The 22,581-nt window shown below is 57.3% G+C and carries 15 protein-coding genes and 1 tRNA gene; 2 read left to right on the top strand and 14 right to left on the bottom strand.

Annotation, left to right across the window (positions count from 1 at the left end; all coding sequences use genetic code 11):
• Positions 1-97: 97 nt before the first annotated feature.
• The gene (locus tag C6558_RS03530) at positions 98-1,090 is read right to left on the bottom strand and encodes an MBL fold metallo-hydrolase (RefSeq protein ID WP_025426027.1); all 993 of its coding nucleotides are present in this window, start codon (positions 1,088-1,090) and stop codon (positions 98-100) included.
• Positions 1,091-1,270: 180 nt separating this feature from the next.
• Between C6558_RS03530 and C6558_RS03525 the strand changes: the two genes are divergently transcribed.
• Positions 1,271-2,680 carry a DHA2 family efflux MFS transporter permease subunit gene (locus C6558_RS03525; protein WP_025426026.1) on the top strand — a complete coding sequence of 470 codons (1,410 nt, stop codon included), beginning with the start codon at positions 1,271-1,273 and terminating at the stop codon, positions 2,678-2,680.
• Between the two features lie 4 nt (positions 2,681-2,684).
• Here C6558_RS03525 and C6558_RS03520 read toward each other — a convergent pair whose 3' ends face one another.
• From C6558_RS03520 to C6558_RS39580, 4 genes are all read right to left on the bottom strand, one after another.
• Positions 2,685-3,068: a VOC family protein gene (locus tag C6558_RS03520; protein ID WP_025426025.1), complete on the bottom strand. Its 384-nt coding sequence runs from the start codon at positions 3,066-3,068 to the stop codon at positions 2,685-2,687.
• Between the two features lie 3 nt (positions 3,069-3,071).
• Positions 3,072-3,809, bottom strand: coding sequence for an RlmE family RNA methyltransferase (locus tag C6558_RS03515; RefSeq protein WP_025426024.1), 738 nt, complete (start codon positions 3,807-3,809; stop codon positions 3,072-3,074).
• Positions 3,810-3,921: 112 nt separating this feature from the next.
• Entirely contained in the window at positions 3,922-5,472 is a 1,551-nt protein-coding gene (locus C6558_RS03510; protein WP_025426023.1) for a Ppx/GppA phosphatase family protein, read from the bottom strand.
• Positions 5,473-5,477: 5 nt separating this feature from the next.
• A complete protein-coding gene (locus C6558_RS39580) occupies positions 5,478-5,738 on the bottom strand; it encodes a hypothetical protein (RefSeq protein WP_128090403.1) in 261 nt (86 codons plus the stop codon).
• Between the two features lie 63 nt (positions 5,739-5,801).
• Between C6558_RS39580 and C6558_RS03505 the strand changes: the two genes are divergently transcribed.
• Positions 5,802-5,875: transfer RNA gene (locus C6558_RS03505), tRNA-Gln, on the top strand.
• A 267-nt stretch (positions 5,876-6,142) separates the two neighbouring features.
• Here the strand turns inward: C6558_RS03505 and C6558_RS39575 are convergent.
• The 9 genes from C6558_RS39575 to brxF all read right to left on the bottom strand — a co-directional run bounded on the left by C6558_RS39575 (position 6,143) and on the right by brxF (position 22,580).
• Positions 6,143-6,424, bottom strand: a complete 282-nt coding sequence (locus C6558_RS39575) for a hypothetical protein (protein WP_146160868.1) — start codon at positions 6,422-6,424, stop codon at positions 6,143-6,145.
• 462 nt (positions 6,425-6,886) lie between these two features.
• The gene (locus C6558_RS03495; RefSeq protein WP_107026857.1) at positions 6,887-7,639 is read right to left on the bottom strand and encodes a hypothetical protein; all 753 of its coding nucleotides are present in this window, start codon (positions 7,637-7,639) and stop codon (positions 6,887-6,889) included.
• Positions 7,639-9,642, bottom strand: coding sequence for a BREX-3 system phosphatase PglZ (gene pglZ, locus C6558_RS03490; protein ID WP_107026856.1), 2,004 nt, complete (start codon positions 9,640-9,642; stop codon positions 7,639-7,641). The genes C6558_RS03495 and pglZ overlap by 1 nt, the downstream gene beginning before the upstream one ends.
• On the bottom strand, positions 9,639-12,530 hold the full coding sequence (locus tag C6558_RS03485; protein WP_107026855.1) for a helicase-related protein: 2,892 nt from the start codon (positions 12,528-12,530) through the stop codon (positions 9,639-9,641). Before C6558_RS03485 ends, pglZ begins: the two co-directional genes overlap by 4 nt.
• On the bottom strand, positions 12,527-13,576 hold the full coding sequence (locus C6558_RS03480) for a hypothetical protein (protein ID WP_107026854.1): 1,050 nt from the start codon (positions 13,574-13,576) through the stop codon (positions 12,527-12,529). Before C6558_RS03480 ends, C6558_RS03485 begins: the two co-directional genes overlap by 4 nt.
• The gene (locus C6558_RS03475; protein ID WP_107026853.1) at positions 13,569-15,506 is read right to left on the bottom strand and encodes a DUF3696 domain-containing protein; all 1,938 of its coding nucleotides are present in this window, start codon (positions 15,504-15,506) and stop codon (positions 13,569-13,571) included. Before C6558_RS03475 ends, C6558_RS03480 begins: the two co-directional genes overlap by 8 nt.
• Positions 15,503-18,310 carry a DNA methyltransferase gene (locus C6558_RS03470; protein WP_107026852.1) on the bottom strand — a complete coding sequence of 936 codons (2,808 nt, stop codon included), beginning with the start codon at positions 18,308-18,310 and terminating at the stop codon, positions 15,503-15,505. The genes C6558_RS03475 and C6558_RS03470 overlap by 4 nt, the downstream gene beginning before the upstream one ends.
• Positions 18,307-22,077, bottom strand: coding sequence for a DUF6079 family protein (locus C6558_RS03465; RefSeq protein ID WP_107026851.1), 3,771 nt, complete (start codon positions 22,075-22,077; stop codon positions 18,307-18,309). Before C6558_RS03465 ends, C6558_RS03470 begins: the two co-directional genes overlap by 4 nt.
• Positions 22,074-22,580, bottom strand: a complete 507-nt coding sequence (brxF, locus tag C6558_RS03460) for a BREX-3 system P-loop-containing protein BrxF (RefSeq protein WP_107026850.1) — start codon at positions 22,578-22,580, stop codon at positions 22,074-22,076. Before brxF ends, C6558_RS03465 begins: the two co-directional genes overlap by 4 nt.
• Position 22,581 lies beyond the last annotated feature (1 nt).

Here is a 22,581-nt window from a genome sequence, read left to right as displayed (position 1 = left end):
ACACGGATATGTCAGGATGAAAATAGCAAAGCCCGGGAAATGTCCCGGGCTCGACCCATTGTTGTTGCATGGCAACATTTTTGCCCGTCCGCAAAGCTCAGATATCGAGCTGGTAGCTCGCCGGCACGAAGCGATAGCCCTGGTCGTGCACTTCCACGAAACCGACGGCCGGGAATGGCATGTGGTAGCCGATGAAGGGCAGTCTTTCGTTCGCAATCATGTCGAAGACCTTGCGGCGCGAGACGGCAGCCGCTGCCTTGTCCATGTCGAAGCGCACCTCCCAGTCCGGCCGCTGCAGCGACAGGACATAATGATTGGCGGTATCGGCCGTCAGCATCATCGCCTTGCCGTCCGATTCGAGACGGAACACCATGTGTCCGGGGGAATGGCCGAAGGCAGCCATCGCCGAAATGCCCGGCGCCACGTCGGCGCCGTCGCCGATGAACGTCGCCTTCTCGGCGAGCGGCACGACCTTTTCCAGCACACCCTTATGGCCACCCTCGGCCGGCGTGCCGACCCGGGCCGGGTCCTTCCAGAAGGCATATTCGGCCTCGCCGATGATATAACGGGCATTGGCAAAGGCCGGCTTGCCGCCCTCCATCAGGCCGCCGATATGGTCGCCGTGCATATGCGTCAGCACCACCACGGAGACGCGCTCGGGCGCGTAGCCAGCCGCGCGGATGCCGTCGATGAGGCGGCCGGAACCCGCTTCCCGTCCGGCTTCGCCCAGGCCGGTGTCGAACAGGATCACCTCGCTCCCGGTATCGACGAGAACAGGCGAATAGCTGTTGAGCAGCGCGTCGGTTGGAAGAAAATTCTTGGCCAGCAATTCGGATACGGCCTGTTCCGACTGGTTCGTGCCGTAGGTCTCATGCGGCCTGGCAGAGACGCGCGTGCCGTCGCTGATGACAACAACCTTGAGCGCGCCGAGTTTGAGAGCCCGGATGGGCGTTTGTGCTGATTGCATGTTCCGGTTGTCCGCTTTTTCCTGCGCTGCGGCAGATCCCACCATGATTGAGGGTGCCGCCAATACACCCGTTGTCCCCGCCGTCATCAAGGTGCGGCGGTTCATCGACATGTCGCTCGTCATCATTTTCTCCCGAAATCGCAGCTTCGGTTCCATCACCCGGCCAGAACTAGCGTCTTGACAGCAACGGACAGGCGGGATCACAGGCTTTTGATCCACAATCGTCGGTTTGGTCCCGACAAAGCCATCGCAAGCGCTAGCTTGGAGCCGAGCTGACGCTGACCACGCCCAAGGTAAATTCGCATGAACCGTATCGTCCCGATGATCCTAGCCGTCGCGCTCTTCATGGAGCAGATGGATTCCACCGTCATTTCGACATCGCTGCCGGCTATCGCCCGCGACATCGGCGTCGGGCCGATCACGCTCAAGCTGGCGCTGACCGCCTATATGGTGTCGCTGGCGATCTTCATCCCCTTGAGCGGCTGGATGGCCGACCGTTTCGGCGCCAAGAAGATCTTTCGCGCGGCGATCCTCGTCTTCATCGCTGGTTCAATCCTTTGCGCCATCTCCGACAGCCTGCTCGCCTTCGTGCTGTCACGGTTCCTGCAGGGCATGGGCGGTGCGATGATGACGCCCGTCGCCCGCCTCGTCTTGGTGCGCAGCGCACCGCGCAGCGAGCTCGTCTCGGCCATGGCGCTGCTCACGATCCCGGCGCTGGTGGGGCCGCTTGCCGGGCCGCCGCTCGGCGGCTTCATCACCACCTATTTCTCCTGGCACTGGATCTTCCTGATCAACGTGCCTGTCGGCATCGCCGGCTATATCCTCTCCGGCATCTACCTGCCCCACATGGAACCCCGCAATCCGCCGCCGGTCGACATTGTCGGCTTCCTGCTCGGCGGCATCGCCGCATCCGGCGTCGTCTTCGGCCTGTCGGTCATCAGCCTGCCGGCGCTGCCGCCGATCATCGGTATCGGCTCGGTCATCACGGGTGTGATCGCCACCCTGCTTTACATCGTCCATGCCCGAAGCCATCCGCACCCGATCCTCGACCTCAAACTGTTTCAGGACAGCGCGTTTCGCGCCGCCCAGATCGGCGGCACGGTATTCCGCATTTCCGTCGGCGCGGTGCCCTTCCTGATGCCGCTGATGCTGCAGGTCGGTTTCGGCCTCAACCCGTTCCAGTCCGGGATGATCACCTTCATCGGCGCGGTCGGCGCGATCACCACCAAATTCTATGCGCGCCGCGTGCTCGCCTTCGCCGGCTTCCGCACGACGCTGATCATCGCCGCCATCATTGCAGCGGTCACCACCTTCGCCAACGGCTTCTTCACGCCGGCAACGCCCTATCTGGTGATGGTCACCATTCTCTTGATCGCCGGTTTTGCCCGCTCGTTCTTCTTCACCAGCGTCAACGCACTGTCGTTTGCCGATATCGACGATGCGGATGCCAGCAAGGCGACATCGATGAGCGCGGTTCTGCAGCAGATCAGCCTGGCGCTCGGCGTGGCCGTTGCCGGCGCGATCCTCGAAATCGAGACCTCGCTCAGCGGCGGGCCGCTGCAACTCGACAACTTCCATACTGCCTTCATGATCATCGCCATCGCCAACCTTCTGGCGGCAATCCCGTTCCTGACAATGGCGAAGAATGCCGGCGCATCCGTTTCCGGCCACAGGCTGCCCGTGCGGGAAATCGAAACGACGGCAGGAAAGTGAAAGATTATTCCGGCCGTTCGCAGACGGCAGACAGCTTGTTGCCATCCCGGTCGCGCACGAAGGCCGCGTAGAAATGCGCGTGGAACGGCCTGAGGCCGGGGGCGCCCTCGTCCGTGCCGCCGTTGGCAAGTGCTGCCGCATGGAAGGCATCGACCGCCGCGCGCGTTTCGGCTTCAAGCGCGATGGTCGCTCCATTGCCAAAGGTCGCAGGCTTGCCATTGAACGGTGTCACCACCCAGAAGCGGCACCTGATATCGCCATCGGCGCTGTAGCCGATTTCGGTCTCGTCCTGGCGCTGACGGCGGTATCCGAGCGTCGCCAGAACCGGGTCGTAAAACACGCCCGCGCCGTCGAGATCGTTGGTGCCGACCGTCACATAAAGCAGCATGATTTAGTCCGCAGCCTCGTCTTCCATCGGTTCGTCCGTGTCGGTGACGCGGCGTCCCTTGAAGCCCTTGGCGAGCAGGAACATTTCCACCGATTCGGCACGCGAAGACGCCGGCTTGATGTGGATGACCTGGCGGAAATTCTGTTTGAGCATGTTGAGCAGATCGCGCTCGGTGCCGCCCTGGAAGGTTTTTGCCAGGAAATGCCCACCTTCTGCGAGAACGTCGACGGCGAAATGGGCTGCGACTTCGCAGAGATGCATGGTACGGAAATGGTCCGTCTGGCGGTGTCCCGTCGTCGGCGCCGCCATGTCGGAGATGACCAGATCCGGCGTGCCGCCGATCGCTTCCATCAGCTTCTCAGGCGCCTGCGGGTCGAGGAAGTCCATCTGCAGGATGCGAACGCCCGGCAGCGGATCCATCTCCAGGAAGTCGATCGCTGCCACACGCGGATCGCCATCCGTCGAATTGGTCACCTTGGCGGCGATCTGCGACCAGCTGCCGGGAGCGGCACCCAGGTCGATGATGCGACGGGTGCCATTGAGGATCTTGTGCTTCTCGTCGATCTCCAAGAGCTTGAAGGCCGCGCGCGCCCGGTAGCCTTCGAGCTGGGCGCGCTGGACATAGGGATCGTTGATATGGCGCTCGATCCAGCGGCGGGACGAAGCCTTGAGCTTGCCCTTCTTGACCTTCTGACCAAGCTTTCGACCGCTGCGGTTGCCGCCAACAGGAGGTTTCGTCATGTCTTGTTTCCTTCGTGGCGGCGACTGCCGCACATCCCTTCGGACGCACCGGGCCTGCCGTATCTGCAGAAGTTATCGCACAATTGCCTAAATCGTTGTCCGATTGAAGGAATTATGTGGTTGAGCTGCGCTGATGCCGGCGCGGTCGCGAGCGCCGCCAGGCGCCATCATCCGCCATCATGTCGGTCAGCAAGCCTTCGCGCAGCCCGCGATCGGCAACACGCATGCGCGTCGATGGCCAGCGGCGACGGATCGCTTCGAGGATTGCGCAGCCTGCCAGCACCAGATCGGCGCGATCGGGGCCGATGCAAGGGTTTGCCGCCCGCGCATCAAAATCCCACGAAAGCAGCCGCGCTTGCATGGCGGACACCTCGTCATCGGAAAGCCAGAGACCATCGACGCGGCGGCGGTCGTAGCGCGGAAGATCCAGATGAACGCCGGCAAGCGTGGTCACCGTGCCCGACGTGCCGATCAGGTGGAAGCCGCTGCCGGCAATGCCCGTTGCCAGCGCTTCGACCGGCGGGCTGTCGAAACGCGACAGCATGCCCTCGACTTCCTGGACCATGGCTTCGAAGTTTGCCGGGGTGACATGTTGGCCGCCATGGCGTTCGGAAAGGGTCACGACGCCGACCGGCAGCGAGGTCCAGTGGGTGATGTGATTGGCGAGCCGATTAGACCTGCTATCGCCGATGCGGATGACGGCGATCTCCGAGGAGCCTCCGCCGATATCGAAGAGAACGACCGACCTTGTCTCGCGATCGACCAGCGACGAGCAGCCCGACACGGCAAGCCGCGCCTCGGTCTCGCGGTTGATGATCTCAAGCTCGAGCCCGGTTTCCTTGGCCACGCGCTCGAGGAAGCTTTCGCCGTTTTCGGCGGCGCGCGCAGCTTCGGTGGCGATCAGCCGGCGGCGGCGAATCATCCGCGCACCCAGTTTGGTAGCGCAGACTTTCAGCGCCTCGACGGCGCGGTCCATCGCGTCCTCGGACAACCGGCCGCTGGCACCCAGCCCTTCACCCAGCCTGACGATGCGCGAGAAGGCATCCACCACCCGGAACTGGCCGGGGCGGGTCGGCTGCGCAATCAGCAGACGGCAATTGTTGGTACCGAGATCCAGCGCCGCATAAAGCGGCGCCGGCGGCTCGCTGGCGGCAACGAACGGCGCGCGCGGCTGGTCGCCCCGCGGGGCAGCCTGCCCGCCGGACTGAGGCGCTCCGGGCCTAGACGTGGTTGCGCCCTCGCTGGGGCGCGATTGTGCTTGCTGCTGACGCTCGCCCGAGGTGAGCGGCCGTCCCTGAATGCCACGGCGATGCCGCGCCTTCTTGTTGCGCTTGTGCCCCTTCCTGTCGCCCATTGCCGGGTCGACAAGCTGCACGTCGCGACCGCCCGCGGAAGCGGGCGCGGCCTGAGCCTGCTGTTTTGCGGATTTCGAACGACGACGCCGTTTGCGCTTGCGCGCCGGTTCCGCATCGTCTGGTCCTGCGGGACGCCCTGCCATGCCGGCACCGCCGGGTTGGCTGGCAATTGCAGACGGCAAAGCAGACGACTTGCGCCGTTTCCGCTTGCCCTTGCCGTTGCGCGGACCCATCTTGGGTCCATCGCTACGGCCTGCTGCCGACGCCCCGGATTCGGACGGCTTTTCGCCGTGATCGGGGTCTTTCACTTGTCTCAACCATCGCGCCGCGCAAAGCCTTTCGGCCGCTCAAGGCGCTTTCTCGATTTTTCGTTGGGGCGACTGTACCAGTGCAGTCCCCATTCGCCAAACTTTTTTTGAGAAACGGCTTGTGCACAACAAAGTGGCTGCGCGGCTTTCCCCTGCCCGACACCAACGGACAGACCGGGGTTGCCGGTTCGCCGGCCTGTTGACATCGCCGCCAAGCACACCATCGCCGCCGCCTGTGCGATTTTTTTTGCAAAAGGTATTTGCATCGGCCGCTGATTTGTTTATAAGCCCGCCAACCAACCCGACGGGCTTCGCCCCGACGGCGGCTTTGGGGAATAGGTTAACGGTAGACCCACGGACTCTGACTCCGTTAGTCCTGGTTCGAATCCAGGTTCCCCAGCCACTCTTTTTCTAAGTAAGAACAGCACCTTACAGAAATGAGGATGCAAATTTGCAAGCTTCTTATGTCGCGGCATGTTGCATCCAGTTCCCTTGATTTCCAACCGTTTCCGGATAACCTCGGCTGATCCACGCGACATGCGATGCAACATGTCGGCGACAGGTGGGGTCCAGTGTTGGCGAAAAAAGGACTTATAGAGGGACGGAAGCTCGGTATTCACGATCACCCTTCGGCAGGTGGCAAGCCAAGCAGGTCGAAGCTTGGCGGCCTTCAAATAGCCGCGAAGAAATTTGTTGAAACCCGCCACCAATGTTTCCGCTTTACCCGGAGAACGCAAACGAACATCGTCTCAAGTCGCCGATCAAAAAGCGAAAGAAGCGCCGGCCGGGTAAAGGCGCTGATAATCGAATAACCATCGAGCACATTGCCTTTCCCCGGCCTTGACTCTCCCGCAAATCCCGTCAGGTTGCGCAGATAGGGCACAGCGCCGGTGAAGCGATTGAAAGTTGAGAGAGCCATGCTGTGGGTCGGATGTGTGGGGTCGGTCGTCATCTGTTTGACGCTCGCATATCAGGACAAGGCTGCACCCGCAGCGGTAACTGGTGGCCTGCCTGGTGTATTCCTGGTCTTCTTATATCTGCCACTGACGGACAGTTTCGAAGCGTTCGGCCTAAAGGCGAAACTTCGGGAGCGTCTCGCCGAAGCCGAAGACTTAAGATAGAAATGCCCCGGTTCTCGCTACCATACGCCTAAACCTGTGTGCCACATTCAGTCGCAATTCCTTCGTGCTGGTCGGCTACGTCACCCCCTGCGTTCATTGTCACTCATCCAGTTGAATTAATTATCATTTTAAATGTCTCTCCATGAGACAATTTCGGCCATCGTTCGTCGTTCGGGAGACATCTGAAGAACGGGCCGGCAATCAATTAACCTGACCAAGCGCCTTTACCCCTTTACCACAGCCTCTCGAAGCCCGCAGGTCGCGGTTCGCCATGAACTCACAGGGGTTCTCCATCATCCTGTGATCGTCAAAAGCTCTTCATCCAAGCCATAGCGAACGATCTTAAGGCAGCCCGCGCGTCCGAGCAGATTCTCTCCACGCAGGGCCGGAAGATGGAAAGGGAAGAACGCCGGACTGCTTAGAAGCACGCCAAGTGGCGCTTTGCCTTCCGGGCTCGCCAACAGTGCCGCATGGAGTAGCAAGGCGGCGACTTCGTGCTCGGCGACAGTGAGAGGATTAGCCTTCTCGTAGCAGCCTGTTGTCGTCGCATCTTTGAGAGCGCGCCAATCGACAAAGGAGCGAACCACGAAGCGCGCATAGCGGCTAACGGTCTGGCGGTCGCCGTATTGTTCCTTGAGGCGACTGACGATCTGCGCTTGGGTTACCTGAGTTTGCAGGTTGAGCAAACGCCCTGTTTGTCTCGCCGTGTTGAACCAGAAGGGATAGGCAGCCGAGATCATCGCCCAGTGGATGACAATTGCCTGGTCTGGATAGGCGCGAAGAAGATCCAGCGCCATATCCCGAAACGAGGACAACTCAGTATCTGGCGATGACCAGATCGCCATCAGATTGTTGACGAGAAACGTTCTGGTCCAGGCGCTGCGCTCGCCCGACTGAACCTGTTTCCCCTCTAGAGTTAGGGCCGCGTGCAATTCCTGGCGAATTTCCTTGGGCAGCAATCCGGCGAGCACCAGACTTGCCGCTTTCCGCATCCATTCATACGGAATGACCTGCTTGATACCAATGGAATTGTGGCGGGTGTCCATTATGCCTCCCGTCGCTCGAACTTGATAAGGGGCACAATGACTTCCTCAATAGCGATGCCGCCATGCCCGACGAGCGTTTCGCCCGGCGTGCCAAAGGCGTCATTGCCTTGCGCAACCAGGGGGAATGTCTCAGGCGGCAGACCGACCGGATGCCATGGCCGAGCGAACTCGAAGGCTGCGGCAGTCTGATCGCGCAGTTCTGGCGTAGGATAGATCCGGACGCGTTCTCCGTGCACTTCTGCGATCACGCCTTCTTTTGGCCGCCCGTTTCCACGACATTCGATGTTGCCGTGATCGGCCGTCAGCCATACGTCATAGCCCCGATCAAGTAGCCGTCCGATCAGTGCGCTGAGGAAGCCGCCCTGGCACCATTGAGCAATCTGATTGTGCATGCCCGGGCTGCCTAGCTGCATACCGTGCATGATCTTATCGACCTTATCGACAACCAGACCGACGATCTTATGTTTAGGTGACGTCAGAACGGTGTCCAGCGTCTCATTGATGTCGCCGCTGGCGGGCATGTCGCCCAAGCTTTTCTGATAAGCGATCTCGGCTTTCGTAAAGCCGGTATCTTCCCAGAATTTTCTCCAGAGATTGCCTTCGGCATGGGTCGAATGGAGCGATGATGGAAAATAAAAGGGCGGTTTTCCGGCGAAGATGGCTTGCCGGGATATGGAAGTGAGCGTCGGAATCCAAGCGAAGACTGCGGACTCCCGCATAAGAAGCGTCGGGTCATGCTTCTGGAGGGAATGCCGGACCGTGATCCACTGATCGAGGGCCAGCCCGTCCATGACGATCAGCGCCGTGCGGGTGTTTTTTGACTGCTCCATTTCCCGCGCCATGAGCCTTGCGACATGATGCACCATCGCAGGCGTATTAGGCGGCAGGTTGATCAGGCTCGCATAGTGCCCGTCCAACCAGCAAGCGAAGGCGTCGTTTATCTCCGCACATGCCTTCCGAAAACGATCCCTGGACTCATTCCTCTCAGTTGAATGCACTAGCGCACTCAGTTCCGCCCACCTGTGAGCGAAGGCAATCCAGTCTGTGTGCCGGCTGCTCTCGTTTGGACGCTCCGCGTCAACCAGCTCAAACAGGCGGGCGATCCGCGATGCGTTGCTGTCCTCTGTCTCCGTCACGATGCCACCGCGCATCCAGTCTTGCGGCTCGGGCGCACCCGAAGGCAGATGGATCGGCGTCAACTTCCCCTCGACGAAGAGGTTGTCGATATAGACGCGAACATCGTGGTGACCGAAGGAGAGATGGTCAGGGCCGGGATAGATAAGGCCATACTCCGTGCCATCCTCTCGGAAACCGGAACTGTCATGGTTTCGCAAATAGGTTGGCCAGCGCTCCTGGAGGAACGCGTAGAAAGCGGCTTCATCAGGTACGATTGCTTCCAGCGGCCAGTCGCGGAATGCGGTCTGCGCCTTGATCACTTGCACGAGGCGGGCACTCAGCGTTGGCGGCAGATTGGTGTTTCGGTAGTGCAGACGCAGAAGTACTCGCAGCAAATCGACATCGGTGGTGATCAGTTCGGCTGCAATGCCGAATATGTGTCGTAAAACGAAGTCCTTGGTCGCATTGTCCCCCATGCGGTCGGGCGAGACCTTGGACTGTGCATCGAACAAGGCATCCAGAAGGCTGCTATCGAGCGATTGCAGAACCGGGTAGCTGAAACTGGGAAACAGGCTTCCCATGTTGAACGAGAGCCGCTTGCCCGCGCGCAAGAGGTCATAGGGAAGCGTGTCAATTGCGGAATCAGGCAGACGCAGCGCGACGACAAGGGAGGTAGTGTCTCCTCGATCCCAAATCGATCGATACTGCGATTCATAACAGTAGCGGAACTCGACCGGATCGCTGAATTCGATCAGGTCGAAACCCCGCTGCCGCAATTCCAGCCTCAAGCGCTCTTCGGTAAGGAGCGCGTCCGGATCGGCCACAAGAGTCAGCCGACTGACCTGCGGCACCAAAGCGGCAAGTATCGTGTCGCGCCAACTCGTCATGGCGCTCTCATGTCTGCGACCTGCATCAGGAGGAGTGGCCGGAGTTCTGGCATGATTTCCCGTGCTTGGGCCATTTCCAGTTGCCATTCCGCTTCATCAGCATCGCATCGCTTCAGGCGGTGCTGGCGTACCTCGGATAGCCCCACTCGTTCTATGGCGCGACGGCGCGCCCGCAAACTCGTGCCACCACGCTCCATTTCCCTTTCGATGGCGTTCTGGTGCTCCTGATGTAAGGTTGTGAAGATCGCTTCTCCGGACTGTTTCGCGGCGTCCGTCAGCCGGCTATGGAGAGCATCGCTCATATCCGGGTCCAAGATAGTCTCAATCCTGATCTCCGCCGTCTGGATCGCACCCCAGATGTGGCGCGCAGTGGGCAGGAAGAGCCTGTCCTGCCCATCCACGAACACGCTCAACATTCGCCGCCGCACGAGAGGAACACGGATGAACCGGCCGCCTGCGGTTAGGCCGCTTTGCATCCGGATTTCGAACAAGCCGAATGCGCCATCGATGCCGGGTGGCAGGCCACAGATCGAGACGACCGGGATGGGCTGCCCCCTTGCTATCAAGGGCAAGTTAAGCGCCAATCCACGAATCCGGCTGTTCTCCAGTGTGAGCAGGTCCGCATCGGGCATGCCCTCGGCATCCTGCGCGCTGAATACGCAATTCGCTAACCGCTCGCCATCGGGCCAAGTCAACTCCCAAGCCAAGTGTCTTCTCTCCGCTTTGCCCCCATGGCCGCCAAGATAGCTGACGGTCATCCGTTCCAGCCAAGTTGGCAGCGGATGCAGGCGAAGCTGCTCGGCGGATTGCGTGTCCGGCTCCGCGGAGGCGCCAAGCGGCGACGAGGATTCCCGCGCCATACGGATTTCATCACGGATCCGCATAACCGTATGATCGGTAGTGCGCTCGATGCTTTCGGGATCGAGTATTGCAGCGGCAAAAGCTTCCTCGAACAGTTCACCGGCCTCAGCCGAGTCGAGCACGTCGCCGGTCTTGTCGATGCCGAATTCCTCGAAAATGACGGCGAGCTTTTGTTCCAGCACTTCGCGAACCCGGAGTTCCACGGAATCTTCAATCGCGAAGTTGATGGCGCGCACCGTTCGAGTCTGGCCGATGCGATCCACCCGGCCGATCCGCTGCTCCAGACGCATCGGGTTCCAAGGAATGTCGTAGTTGATGATGACGTGGCAGAATTGAAGGTTCAGGCCCTCGCCGCCGGCATCCGTCGAAACAAGCACGCGGGCTTCATGCCTGAAGGCATCTTGAACCCGCTTGCGGGCGTCCATGTCCATCGAGCCGTTGAGCGTCACCACCAAAATGCCCCGCGCTTCCAGAAACTCCTGCAACATCTCCTGCGTGGGGACGAACTCAGTAAAGATGAGCACTTTCAGATCGGACTCGTTCTCCTCGGCCTGAAGCCGGTAGATCCAGTCGATCAGCGCTTCCGTCTTGGCGTCGGGGCCAGCCTGCTCGCAGACGCGGGCGGCTTCCAGCAGTGTTCCGACATGGCTGCGTTCGAACTGATGAGCCGATACACGGGTTAGAAGCTCGTCGAGCAATTCCTGCCCGTCCATGTCGTAAAGCTCTTGGATTTCGGCATCGGCGCCATTGGCCGCATCGAGCCGCAGGCTCAATTGCCGGTCGCGTGCCTCAACGCCCTTGAGAACGGCTTCCCGCCGCTCCAGCGTGGTCAGGATGGCGCGGGTGCTGGAGGTGACCAGCCGTTGCATCAAGATCATCAGAAAGCCGATATGGCGCTTCTTTTCCCGCAAAGCCTGGTTGTAGCCATCTCGCACATAGTCCGTGACCGCCTCATAGAGCTGTTGTTGCGGGCGGTGCCGCTCTTCCCAGGAAACGCAGGCCATGTGCGTGTGCCGTGGCCTGAACAGCGGTTTGCCTTCCGCGTCGATGGCCTTGCGCTTTTCCGTGCGGATGACAAAGGGCGCAACCCGCTCCCGTGTAACGCTTTCCGCGTCCGGGAAGGCGTCATTGTCGAGCAAGTTTATCAGGCGATGAAAGGCATCGCTCTTGCCCTGATGCGGTGTCGCCGAGAGCAGCAGGACATAGGGCGCGGCCTCGGCGAGACCTCGGCCCAGCTTGTAGCGGGCAACGGCATCGGTGCTGCCGCCCAGACGGTGCGCCTCGTCCACCACGACGAGATCCCAGCCCGCCGTGATGAGATCCTCGAAGCGGCCGCGGTTATATTCGGCGATCCGGGCCGGCGACCAGCCGCGCCGTCTGTCGAGTGGTTTGACCGAATCCAGCGACACTATCACCTGATCAAACGTCGTCCATGGGGAGATGGCGGTACCGTTCCCAGATGAGAGGCGCTGCATCGCTCCAATGTCCTCGCCTAGGATAAGCTGGAACCGCTCGTTGAAATGGCTCTGCATCTCCGCCACCCATTGGGTGGCCAACCCCTTGGGCACTACGACCAATATACGCCGCACAAGACCGCGCAGTTTCAATTCGCGCATGACCAGACCGGCCTCGATGGTCTTGCCGAGACCGACCTCATCAGCCAAGAGGTAGCGAACACGATCGCCGGAAATGGCGCGAGAGAGTGCGTGAAGCTGGTGCGGCAGCGGAATGACATTGGATTCCATCGGCGCCAACAACACCGGGCCATCCCCATCGCTGGTTCCACCATCCAGAACTTCGGCGACTTTGGCCGCCGCCGCGACATAGGCGATGCGGTGCGCCTCAATGTCAGGCCGTAGTTCGGCCCCCAACGGCCGCAACGCGGAGCGTGGAATCCGGACAACGGCATCCTGGTTCGGCAGCCACACACGGCACACCGACTGCCCCCACAACGTCTGTTCCTCCAGACACAAGCAGGCACAGTTGTGGTTGGTGCTGAAGAGCCATTGATCCGCCACTGCCATCATTCTGGTATCGAAAAATCATTGTGATGAACGACAGACCCCAATTCGACGGCGCCGGCCGCACATTCCCAGTAGTGCAGATGAAATTCGTAATCGATATCCCTCCTTTGCGCTTTGTCGCTTCCTCTCATGCGCTGAGGGTCATCACCTCCCTTGCCAACTCTCAAAGGATGAACCGCTGCCATGTTTTGGTTCAGCATCGTTTCGACAACTGCGCGTAATATTTTTGGAGAGAGAGTTCCTCCTTGATCACGGCAGCACTTCCAGCATGTTTCTAGGAAGCCGTGTCCTATTTTTGGAACTACCGCTCCAGCCCAATCAGGCTCTTTGCCCTTTTCCAGATCGTCTTTGAACAAAGCGATTTTGATAGCCAACTCAATACCCAGTGCATCAGATGCGCCGGTGAGAATTGCGCTATCATCCAGACATCCCACAAGCCCTTTGAAGTCGTCGCATACGAGGACTTCGCCATCGAAAAATTGGGGGGGCGCGGGTAACTCGGGGAGATCATCACGTTCGTGTTCAATGTCGTGAATCTGTGCCCGAACATTGACAATTGGCTTCGGTGCCGAACGGAGAATGAGTGAGTGCCCCGCCAGCGGCTGCTGACAATGCTTGCGCAGGATTGCGATCAATACTACGCAACGCGCCAAATCTGATTGTAAACCGTCATGTGTCGTCAGCTTTATGATGTCAGGAGCTGTGTTGATCGGATCCGCCAGCACCTCCTTCACTCGATAATATGTTTCGAATGACGGCGTCAAAGTAAGTAACTTGTCTGCCACCTTCGCAACTGTATTGACATCATATTCGACTATTCCGTAGTCGTTAAAGAGCGTTTTGAGTTGGTCACGCAATGGATATAGCTGATCTGCAAAGAGCGCTGCCGCAGCTCCTTCACTGATGTGAATAGCCACCCACGGCTCATCAAGAAGCTTACTCCAGTCGAGCAATGTATCCACGTACTTGTGTAATTCGTCAGCGGAACCGACAGGATGAGGAACAGCGATGACACCGGCGTCAATGGTTACGTTGAGCATGTCAGGCATCACCCTTATTCCGACGGGCCTTCCGTTTCATTGCGGCAGCCTTGAGTATTTCTTCGGCCTGCTGCTGCGATTGATCAAAGAAGCCTTCGGGCCAGTCGACAATGGCTCCATACTCGTTGATCGTGACCTCCCGGAAGGTTGAAGCCGCTCCGGGCTTTTCAACGAAATATATCTTCGCGCGATCCGTCAGGATGTCCCCTTCCGCAGCGGCGATCCGGAATCGGAGGCGATCAATGAGATACTCGCTATGTGTCTCGACAATGCATTGCTTGTTGCACAGAGCCATAGAGAGGAAAAAATCGCCGAGCAGCGTCTGAACTTTTGGATGCAGATGCAACTCTGGTTGCTCGAACACCAATGTAGAGTCCGCTTCAGCCAACAGGCACATGACCAGGATCGGAAGCACTTGGCTAACGCCGACACCAACGTGGGTTAAGTCATGCTTTCCATTAGAGTTCGCCAAGGCAACCTTGAGTTCGTGCCCCAGCTTGCCCATATCCTTGCTCTCGACGGAGCTTGCGACGCCCAGGTATTGAAGCCAGTCAATAACCGCAGTTTCCAAGGTTCGGGTGATGGTCCGTCGTTCTACCGTAGGCAGCTTGAAGTGCGATGACGGAATGTATCGTACCTGCCTGTTCTTATGAAGGTCCAGAACAGATGCCGTATGCTCGCCCCGCAGGCCAACGTCGTAAGGATCCGCCGCTGGCGCCAGTGGGTAAAGAGGCTTTGGCGCGTCTCGCAAGGGACCAAGATACTTCACGGAAGAGGCAAAAAATTCGTCAAGATACCTCGCAGACTCTACAACTTCCCGCGTCCCCAGAGGCATAACAACTGTCGGGGACTTCGTTGAAGAAGTGGATTGTTTCAGGGTGTCCGCGATTCTCTCAAACAAGTCTTCAGACTCCTGAAGTGCTTGTTGGGCTTTGATGCGCTGTTCTGTTGGCATAGACCGCAGAATCTCTTGCCAAAGTTCCAGAGGAAGAGCTTCACCTTCAGCTTCGAACAGAGATGCTTGCTGTGTTCGAGCACTGATCACCTCGCCCAGGTCGATACCTTCTTCCTTGAGGATATCCTTCAGAATCTTCAAAATGCCATTGCTCAAGAGCACGTCTCTCGTCTGCCAAGGCCGTGCCGCCAAAATGGTGGAGCGGGTAGAACGATTGCTCTGCAATACCGCAGTGATCGCTCGTGCGTCCTCCTGAACGGGATCGATGGCGTAGAGAATGCGAGCCGGCAGGAAGTGCCTCAACACGCACCCGATGGGCTGCGCAGAATGTGTTTCCTCTCTCACTTCAGTTAAAGACACGTCATCAAGACTGACGTCATATGCCAAGCCCGCACGGACATAATCGTCCGCATCTGAGTTGTCGGCTAGAAGGTCAATTTTGCTTGCTAACTTCTCGGTGTCCGCATGGCGAACGACAACGGAATGTCTCTGATCAACATTGTCTTCGTCACGTAATACGCATTCCAATGCACTGGAAAAAAGCCTCGGTTGAATTTGGAAAACGTCGCGTTCCGGGTTCGACGGATCAGCGTCAAATGCAATTTCAAAGGAAACTTCACGGAGCCCCATTGATCTTCGGCCGTAGTAAAATCCCCTTCGTGCCGGGAGGGATGGCCCTCCCCACAGGGGTGAGCCATCTGCGTCCGATAGCGGTCGACAGGTGCATTCGATGACGATCTGGTCCGCGTCGCTGCCGGTGGATTTCAGATCATCGAACTGCCCAAGGCTGGTGAGTGCCCCGTTGAGAACCACCGAACGGGAGCTGACCTTGTTCGACAGCGTTTGGGCGACGAGCAATATGGACTGAATAAAGGTACTCTTGCCGCTGCTGTTTGCGCCGGCAAAGATCGTCAACGGCCCAAGAGGCAGATTGTCCCCGTCGCGGATAGATTTGAAATTGGATACCTTCCAACTGGTGATCACGCGTCACCTCCCATCCGCGTGGTCGCCTGGTCGTACCACATGAGCAGTTTTGGATCCTCTTCGAGGACACTGTTGGGGATCTTATCCGCCACGGCGACGATGATGGAGTAGTCACGGTTAGCCCATGCCTTCTTGAAGCCAGCGCGAACGGCTTCAAGGCGGAAAATCATGAGCTTCTTTTTCTCTTGGCAGTACGTCTCGAATTCCTTGAGCAGAGCCTTTTCGCGGAGCTTTTCGAGATCGCCCGCCTTGTTGGGGTCAGGCATATACCAGCGGTCGCGCGCCTTGGCGCGTAAGCTGGGGTCGTCCTTGGGGAGATTGCGCAACTCCTTCCAATTCGAAGACAAGTAGGCGTGAATTTGCTCCGGAACGGGGCCGTTGCCGTCGTAGGGAAGGAAGTTCTGGTTCAGAAGCTCGCGCAGGTCGAGTTGTGTCTCGTTTTTGCTCCAGCCACCGAGTTGCTGCATGAACTGCGGATTGATATCGGAGAAAGTCTGCGGTTTTTCTTTGATAAGCTTGCGGAGCCAATGGATCATTGACTCCTCGTCCTTGACGAACATCTCAATGGTTTCGTTTAGACCGCCTGAGAGCATTTTCTTGCGGTCGTATTCGGCTACCTGATCCGGCAAGAAGTACATGCCGTCACGCTCAGTGAACCGCTGTGCCAACCCTGCTTGAAACTCCTGGCTGGTAGCAATGGGAATGAGGAAGCCCTTGCGCACATAATAGGCGACGACCTGATCGAATAGAATGCGAGGATCCCGCTCTGGCACCATTTGTAGCAAAACGCCTTGACGTTTGGTGACCGGCAAATACTTCAGATGCGTGCGGACAAAATCCCATACACCTTCTTCGGTTTGCGCCTCCTTCTGAAAGCGCTCTTCAAAACCGCCATTGGGTTTGTATGCCGAGATGACGAGGTCTTGTTTGACCGCAGTCGGGGTGGTTACAGCTTTAAAACTACCTTTTTGCTTGTCTAAGGCAGACACGTTAGCAACAAGAAAACCCGCCTCAAGCAAGGCTGTTTGTATGCTGTTCCAAACACTAGCCTTGGTGTTGGAAAACTCTATTGTCATCCAGCGTCCTGGCTGTAAGGCGCGATATGCCTCTGCAAAGCACTTTTGCATCAGAAGACGATAGTCATCTAATCCTTTACCTTGTGCATCATTTTCAATCGCTTCTTCTTTGTTATTTGTTAATATACGCAACCACGATTCCCAAAGAAAAGCTAGCTCTGAATAGTACAGATTCGCACCAAACGGCGGATCGATAAAGATATAACTTAGGCTGTTGTCGGGAATTGAGGAAAGCAACGAACTCGACTGTGTAGATCCCACAAAACTCCCGTAATTCAACGGGTGAGAAATCCCACGTCTTTGCTTTAAAGCATCCTTGATTTGTTTAATAATATTTAGCTCTTTTACAAGAGATGGAACGTAAAGCGTCCCGGACAATGGTCCACCTCCCGCGCCCCAAACACCGCTCTGATAAGTAAATCTATAAAGCTTCGTTATCTGAAACGAAACCTTTGTAATCAGTAGGTTGAACTTCGACGACGGGACCAACGATTTTAGTTTGGCCAGAGAATACAAATTCCTCTTTGAGTAAAAATGATGGACGTGTGTTAAACCAGATGGATCGTTGCGCCTTGTTTCTTTTCCCTCAATCATCCTTTGATCTGGAAACCAATAAGGAGCCTTGAACTCCTCTAGTTTTTTAAGAGTATCAATATCATTTTGATCTGGCACTTTTTCGTGGCGCGATGAGCCAACTGAATAATTTATCAGCACAGGCACTTGCTTGGCATGCTTTTGGGTTTGATTGACAACGGGGTCGAAAACGGTTGTCCAGGCCCTATCTAAGCTCCTTTTAGTAAGACGTGAATTGCAATGAGGGCATGCAAATTCGTCCTTTACTTTGCCATCATCTTTTTCAACAGCAGCATTCCAGAAAACTACCTCTCCCGCACATTCGCGGCACACAAAAACATCAGACCATACTGTATAGTTAATGTTGCCGATACGACCATCTAGGTGTTTTGTTGCGTACATCCATGCGCATTCATTTTCAATCTCTTTAAGTATACGATTTGCTTCCTTTTCAAAGGAACTTATATCCAATGGAGTATTATAGTTATACGTAACAAAGGTTCCGGCTGGAGATAAATCATTTAGCACAACTTTCCTGATGCCGATTTGAGAAAATGGAACCCACGTTTTGATTCCATTTTCATCAATCTCCTCGCGTAAAATCTCCCCATCTTGTTTAACTTGGTATCCAAGGGAAATTATAGCATCACGGTCGCCACACATTTGAGCTGCGACTCCCGTCATGCCAGTTCCACAAAAGCCATCAAATACGATATCCCCAGGGTTCGTGTAATGAAGGAGGTAACGTATTATTGCCTTGTGTGGCACCTTTGTTGGATACGGATGGTATTTGTATATTGGGTCGTATTTTCCCTCGCTCACATCGGCGGCGAAGGGCTCGCGGTGATAATGGTGTCCCTCGGGCTGCTCAGGCTTCTGCGCCTCCCACTCGGCGATGAAGTCGCCGATCCACGGGTTCGGGCATGCGGTGTAATAGGGCGGGTCGGAAAGCGCGAGGATGTCCTCATCCGAACCGATAGGGAATCCCTCGATTTTGCGGAACTCGGGGTCCTTCAACTTCTCCCGAAGCTTTTCGGTAAAGTGGGTTCGCCGTTCGTTATCATTGGCAAAGGTCGTGCCAAGGCAGGTGACCGGTCCGGCTGCCTTGGCCGTGCGGTTTTCCTCGTCAATATTCTCGAAAAGATCGGCCTTCATGCCCCGTCCCCCTGATCCTGATCGTTCTGGTGCTGGTCAAGCTCCAGAACGATACGTGCTTTCTGGCGATCTTTGCCTTTGATGAGCTTATCGATCCAAGCTTCAAATCGCGCGCGCAAATCATCGACGGTTACCGCGCTTTGATCGCCGAGCAACTCGTAATCTAGTTGCCTGAGGCTGGCTGTCACCCGCACTAGGCCGGAGAACGCCTCGCGCAATGCAGCGACAAAATCGGAATTGAGTGGTTCAGGCAGCGCCTTTGCCGTCACAAAGTCTGTGATGGCTTGCCGTTCCGCTGGCGGCAAAAGATCGAGATTATGCCGCGTGATCGGGTCCTCGAGATTGGCGAGCAGCGCGGATGTCCAGCTTGCAAGCATGTCATCGAGCGTCTTGTCCATCTGCGCCAGTAGGTTGGCGCCACTGATCGTGCTCGTTTGTTGCGGGCGGAAGCCGCAATGCGGGCAGACAGGAGAAGCGTCAAGATCGCGTTCGGTCAACGCAAAACAACTTTTGAGCCCGGCCAGGCGGTTTTGGAAATCGGTCAGTTGCGATCGAGGCATTAGTTCAATGCCGGCAAGTTTTTGGAGCGTCTGCAAACGCGGATTGGCAAGAAGCCCGCCCTTGCGCTTGTCGTCATTCACGCCCAAACGCGCGCGTGTGTGCAGATCCATATAGAGCGTGATGAACTCGCGCTTGAACGAGCGCAATACGCGCCCCATGCGATCCAGTTCTCCGGGAACCTGAGTGAGCTCGGCGCCCCGGATGGTATTTTCAAGTTCAGACCGCGTGACGCGCACGCGCTTTGTCCACTCGTGATCGGCGGAAAGCACCGATTCGGCGATGCTGAGCCAATTGCTGGTTGCCCCATTTCGGGCAACAAAATCCCGGAGAGTTTCCATCAGCCCAAGGGTGCGGATCGCCTCCCCGTGGATATCGATGTCACTGGCGGAAAATTTCAGGTTCTTCAGCTTGCCGGGCGAGGAATAGGCTTGAGTTGTTTCGAGGAACTCCTTTGCCGCGTCCAATCTTTCCGCTCGTACCATTAGATCGCCGATATTGCTCAGATCAATCCCCCATAGGGAAATGCCCTCCCGCAACATTTGCTGGGCTTCGACGATTCGCCGGACGTGCTTGCCGATCACATCCTGAAGGGTTCGGACCGGTTCGTCCTGGCCCTGGGTCACGAGTTGCGCCATGCCTGGCGAGAGCCCCATGAGCGTGAATAGCTCCTTGAGCGCGGCGAGGTTCCATTCCTTCGGCTGTTCAAGGTGCTTGAAACGGATCAACTCATCGACGCTTGTCGCCGCCAAATGGCCGAGATCGGTCGCCTCGAACTTCTTGCCCGGAATGGACAGCACGATATCCCCGGACCAGACAAGGCTTGCCAGCAGGACGACCGCCCATTCGGGTTCCAGCCTCGCAGCTGCCGGGTCCATATATTCTAGCCCGAGATCATCCTTGATGATTTCATCGCGGTTGATGACCTGCCCATGCCCCTTGGCTTTGACGACATCCAGAATGCTGCGGACATAACGGGATTTGGCTGGATCGAGGCGTTCCCCATTGAGCAGGCCAAGCGCGTCCAGGATGGCATTTGCCTGTTTGGTGCGGTTCTGGCCCGCAATAGCGCGCAACGTATCCTGCGCCGCCTGCGCGCGGCTAGTACCTGTGATCAGGACCGAGAAGGCCGGATAATCCGGCGCGTGATCGGCAAAATGTGGCGCGAGGCATACGCCGGAAATCGTATTGACCAGATCGCGGAAATTGACGGTTTCATGCGGCGCAAGACCGGAAAGATCGCGGATGGATTTGCCTTTGGCCCATTCAGCAAGGGGCTTGGTCCGGCCTTGCCACGTCACCTCGAACGCCGTGCTCATGTTCTTCTGAAGCCATTGCACCAGGCTCTTCAGGAAACCATTGGCCTTTGCTTCATAGGTGGCCTTCGCAGGGCCGGATGCGGTCTGGCCAAGGTCAAGCGCCGCCGCATAAGACCTGAGTGCCGTGAGGAAGGTGCTATCAGCGCCTACCAAGTGGAAGAAGACCTCGTCGCTTTTCTTCTCATCCTTAAAGCGAGGCGCATCATAGGGCTGAAGAAAATAGATATAGAAATCCCGCTGCGGTACCGCCGTGGAACGTTCGTTCGGCGCGCCGAAGAAGAGGTAGCCCGTTCGCGCCGCTTTGCGTTCCTGCCAGACAAGTTCGTGCTGCCAGATCTTGTAGCCGGTCACATAGGTGACATCCTGGCATTCCATGACGCGGCGCAGCGCCTCGTAGTAGTAGCGGTCGAGCTGGGAGTCCGAAAGTGTTTCGGCCTTCCTTTCTATAAGCGCGTCGAAATCATCGGTCTTTTTCAGATCGAGATAATATTGTCGGTTTTCCTTGTTCTCGGTTAGGAACTGGCCGCTGACCGTCCTGTGGATCTCGCGCAGGACCGTTTCGACGTGCGTCTGCAAATCCTTGTCCGGCTCGCCGCTGCCCATTTCGGCAATCATTGGTTCGAACAGGCAGAGGCGGTCACGCAGCTCCTCAGGCGTTGCGCCCATGGCCGCATAAATGTCGCCTGTTGTCAGGCGGTGTAGCGACAATCCGTGAATGAGCCGTAGCGCCATCGGCTTGTATTGCTTACGGCCAATGGCGTTCTCGATCCGCGATTCCAGAACCTGGCTGCAATCGATCACCGCTCTGATTTCGGGAATGGCGCGGAAGGCAGCATTGGCCTTCAGATTGTTCCAATAGCTGTCAAAAGCGATCAGCCCCGGTTCGCTAACCGGCACAGCCTTGTCCAGACGCTCCTTCATGGCCAGCGAGAGCGTCTTGAGCACCTCGCGCTTTTCAACGACGGTCACCCGCTCGAAGGTGTCGATATAGTCGGGATGAACCGGGAAAAGCCGAACGAATTCGTCCATCCGTTCGTTGAGGTTGCCGTAGTATTTGGCGAAAGCCGAAAGATGCTCGCGAATGCGCGCCTGCTGTTCGGCGGTCTTCTTGAGCAGACGCTCGGCCACGACGAATTTTACGTCGTTGCGGGCAATGAGAACCTGCTCGAAGCGGTCCTTCACGCGCCGGATGCTGTCGGCCACGAAATTGAAGCGATGGCTATCAAAGATGGCTTCCTGGACGCCGGCGATGAAACGGAAGCGCAACCCCTTGGCGCTCTCGCCAATTTCACGCAGAAAGTTCAAGTCAAGGATTAGCTCCTGATCCTTGCGCGTGCGCAAGTAATCCAGCAATTCGTCCACGACGATAAGCAACCCTTGGTCAGGATAGACCTGACCAAATTTCTCCATCATATCCTCAAAGGCGCGCTTGTGGCTGGAGATCGTGTCCGGGTCCGGGAACACGTAATCCACGCCGAGTTTGTCGAGGTTCTCCTCCAACTCGGCAATCAGGATGTCACGCAAGGACATGGTGGTCGCGCCGATCTCGGTGCGGATCACCTTGAAGCGTCCGGCGATGCGGGAACCCGCTTCTCGAACACCGACATGGTGAATGGCGTCATGCAAAGACACATCGGCCGCAAGGCTGGATATCACCGACATCAAATGTGATTTACCGGTGCCATAGTTGCCGACTATCAGAAGACCCTTATTGTCGGCAGGCATATCAAACTGCAATTGCGGGATGACGAGATTGATCAGCCGATCCGCCATCTCATCGGAGATGACGTAGGATTTCACGAGTTGCCGCGCGGCATCGACCTTATTGGCGTCGCGTAACTGAACAACCGATTCGATAGGGTCGAATTGGATCAGGTCTGCGTATTTCATGCTGACCTCACTCGACCAACTGGATCGGTTGCAACTGATTGTTTCATGTCCACAACCAACGTCTCAGTCGGGTCGTAGCTCCGGTATTCTGGATGCCCGGCTTCGGCATAAGACAGTTTGTTGTCCCTAATTGTTCCGTTCCAGGAAGCCACCACACAGCGATTGCGCGACATGCTTTGGAGGAGACGAAGGGGATCCTGTTGCAAATCGTGATCAAAGAGAATCTCGGTGTTGTCGAGAAGCGCGACGGGCGCGGAGTTCTCGACCGCCTCGCCCAGCAGCTTGGACAGGTGCACGGCGCGTTGCCTTGCCGTCAATTCGAGCAGCTTAACGGAAAGCGTTAGATTGACATTGATGACGTCGACGTCGAGCTCGCGCGCCGCATCGCGGATGGCCGATGTCTTGCCTGATCCAGTTTCGCCAACCAGCAGAACCAGCCGGTGGTAGAGCCCCTCCGATTGTTTGATCGCGTCCCTGATTTTGTCTTGGATCGGCTCTGGCATG

The organism is Ensifer sp. NM-2, from assembly GCF_003024455.1.
In the GTDB taxonomy this organism is placed as follows: Bacteria; Pseudomonadota; Alphaproteobacteria; order Rhizobiales; family Rhizobiaceae; genus Ensifer; species Ensifer canadensis.
This window is presented reverse-complemented; position numbering and strand designations above follow the sequence as displayed.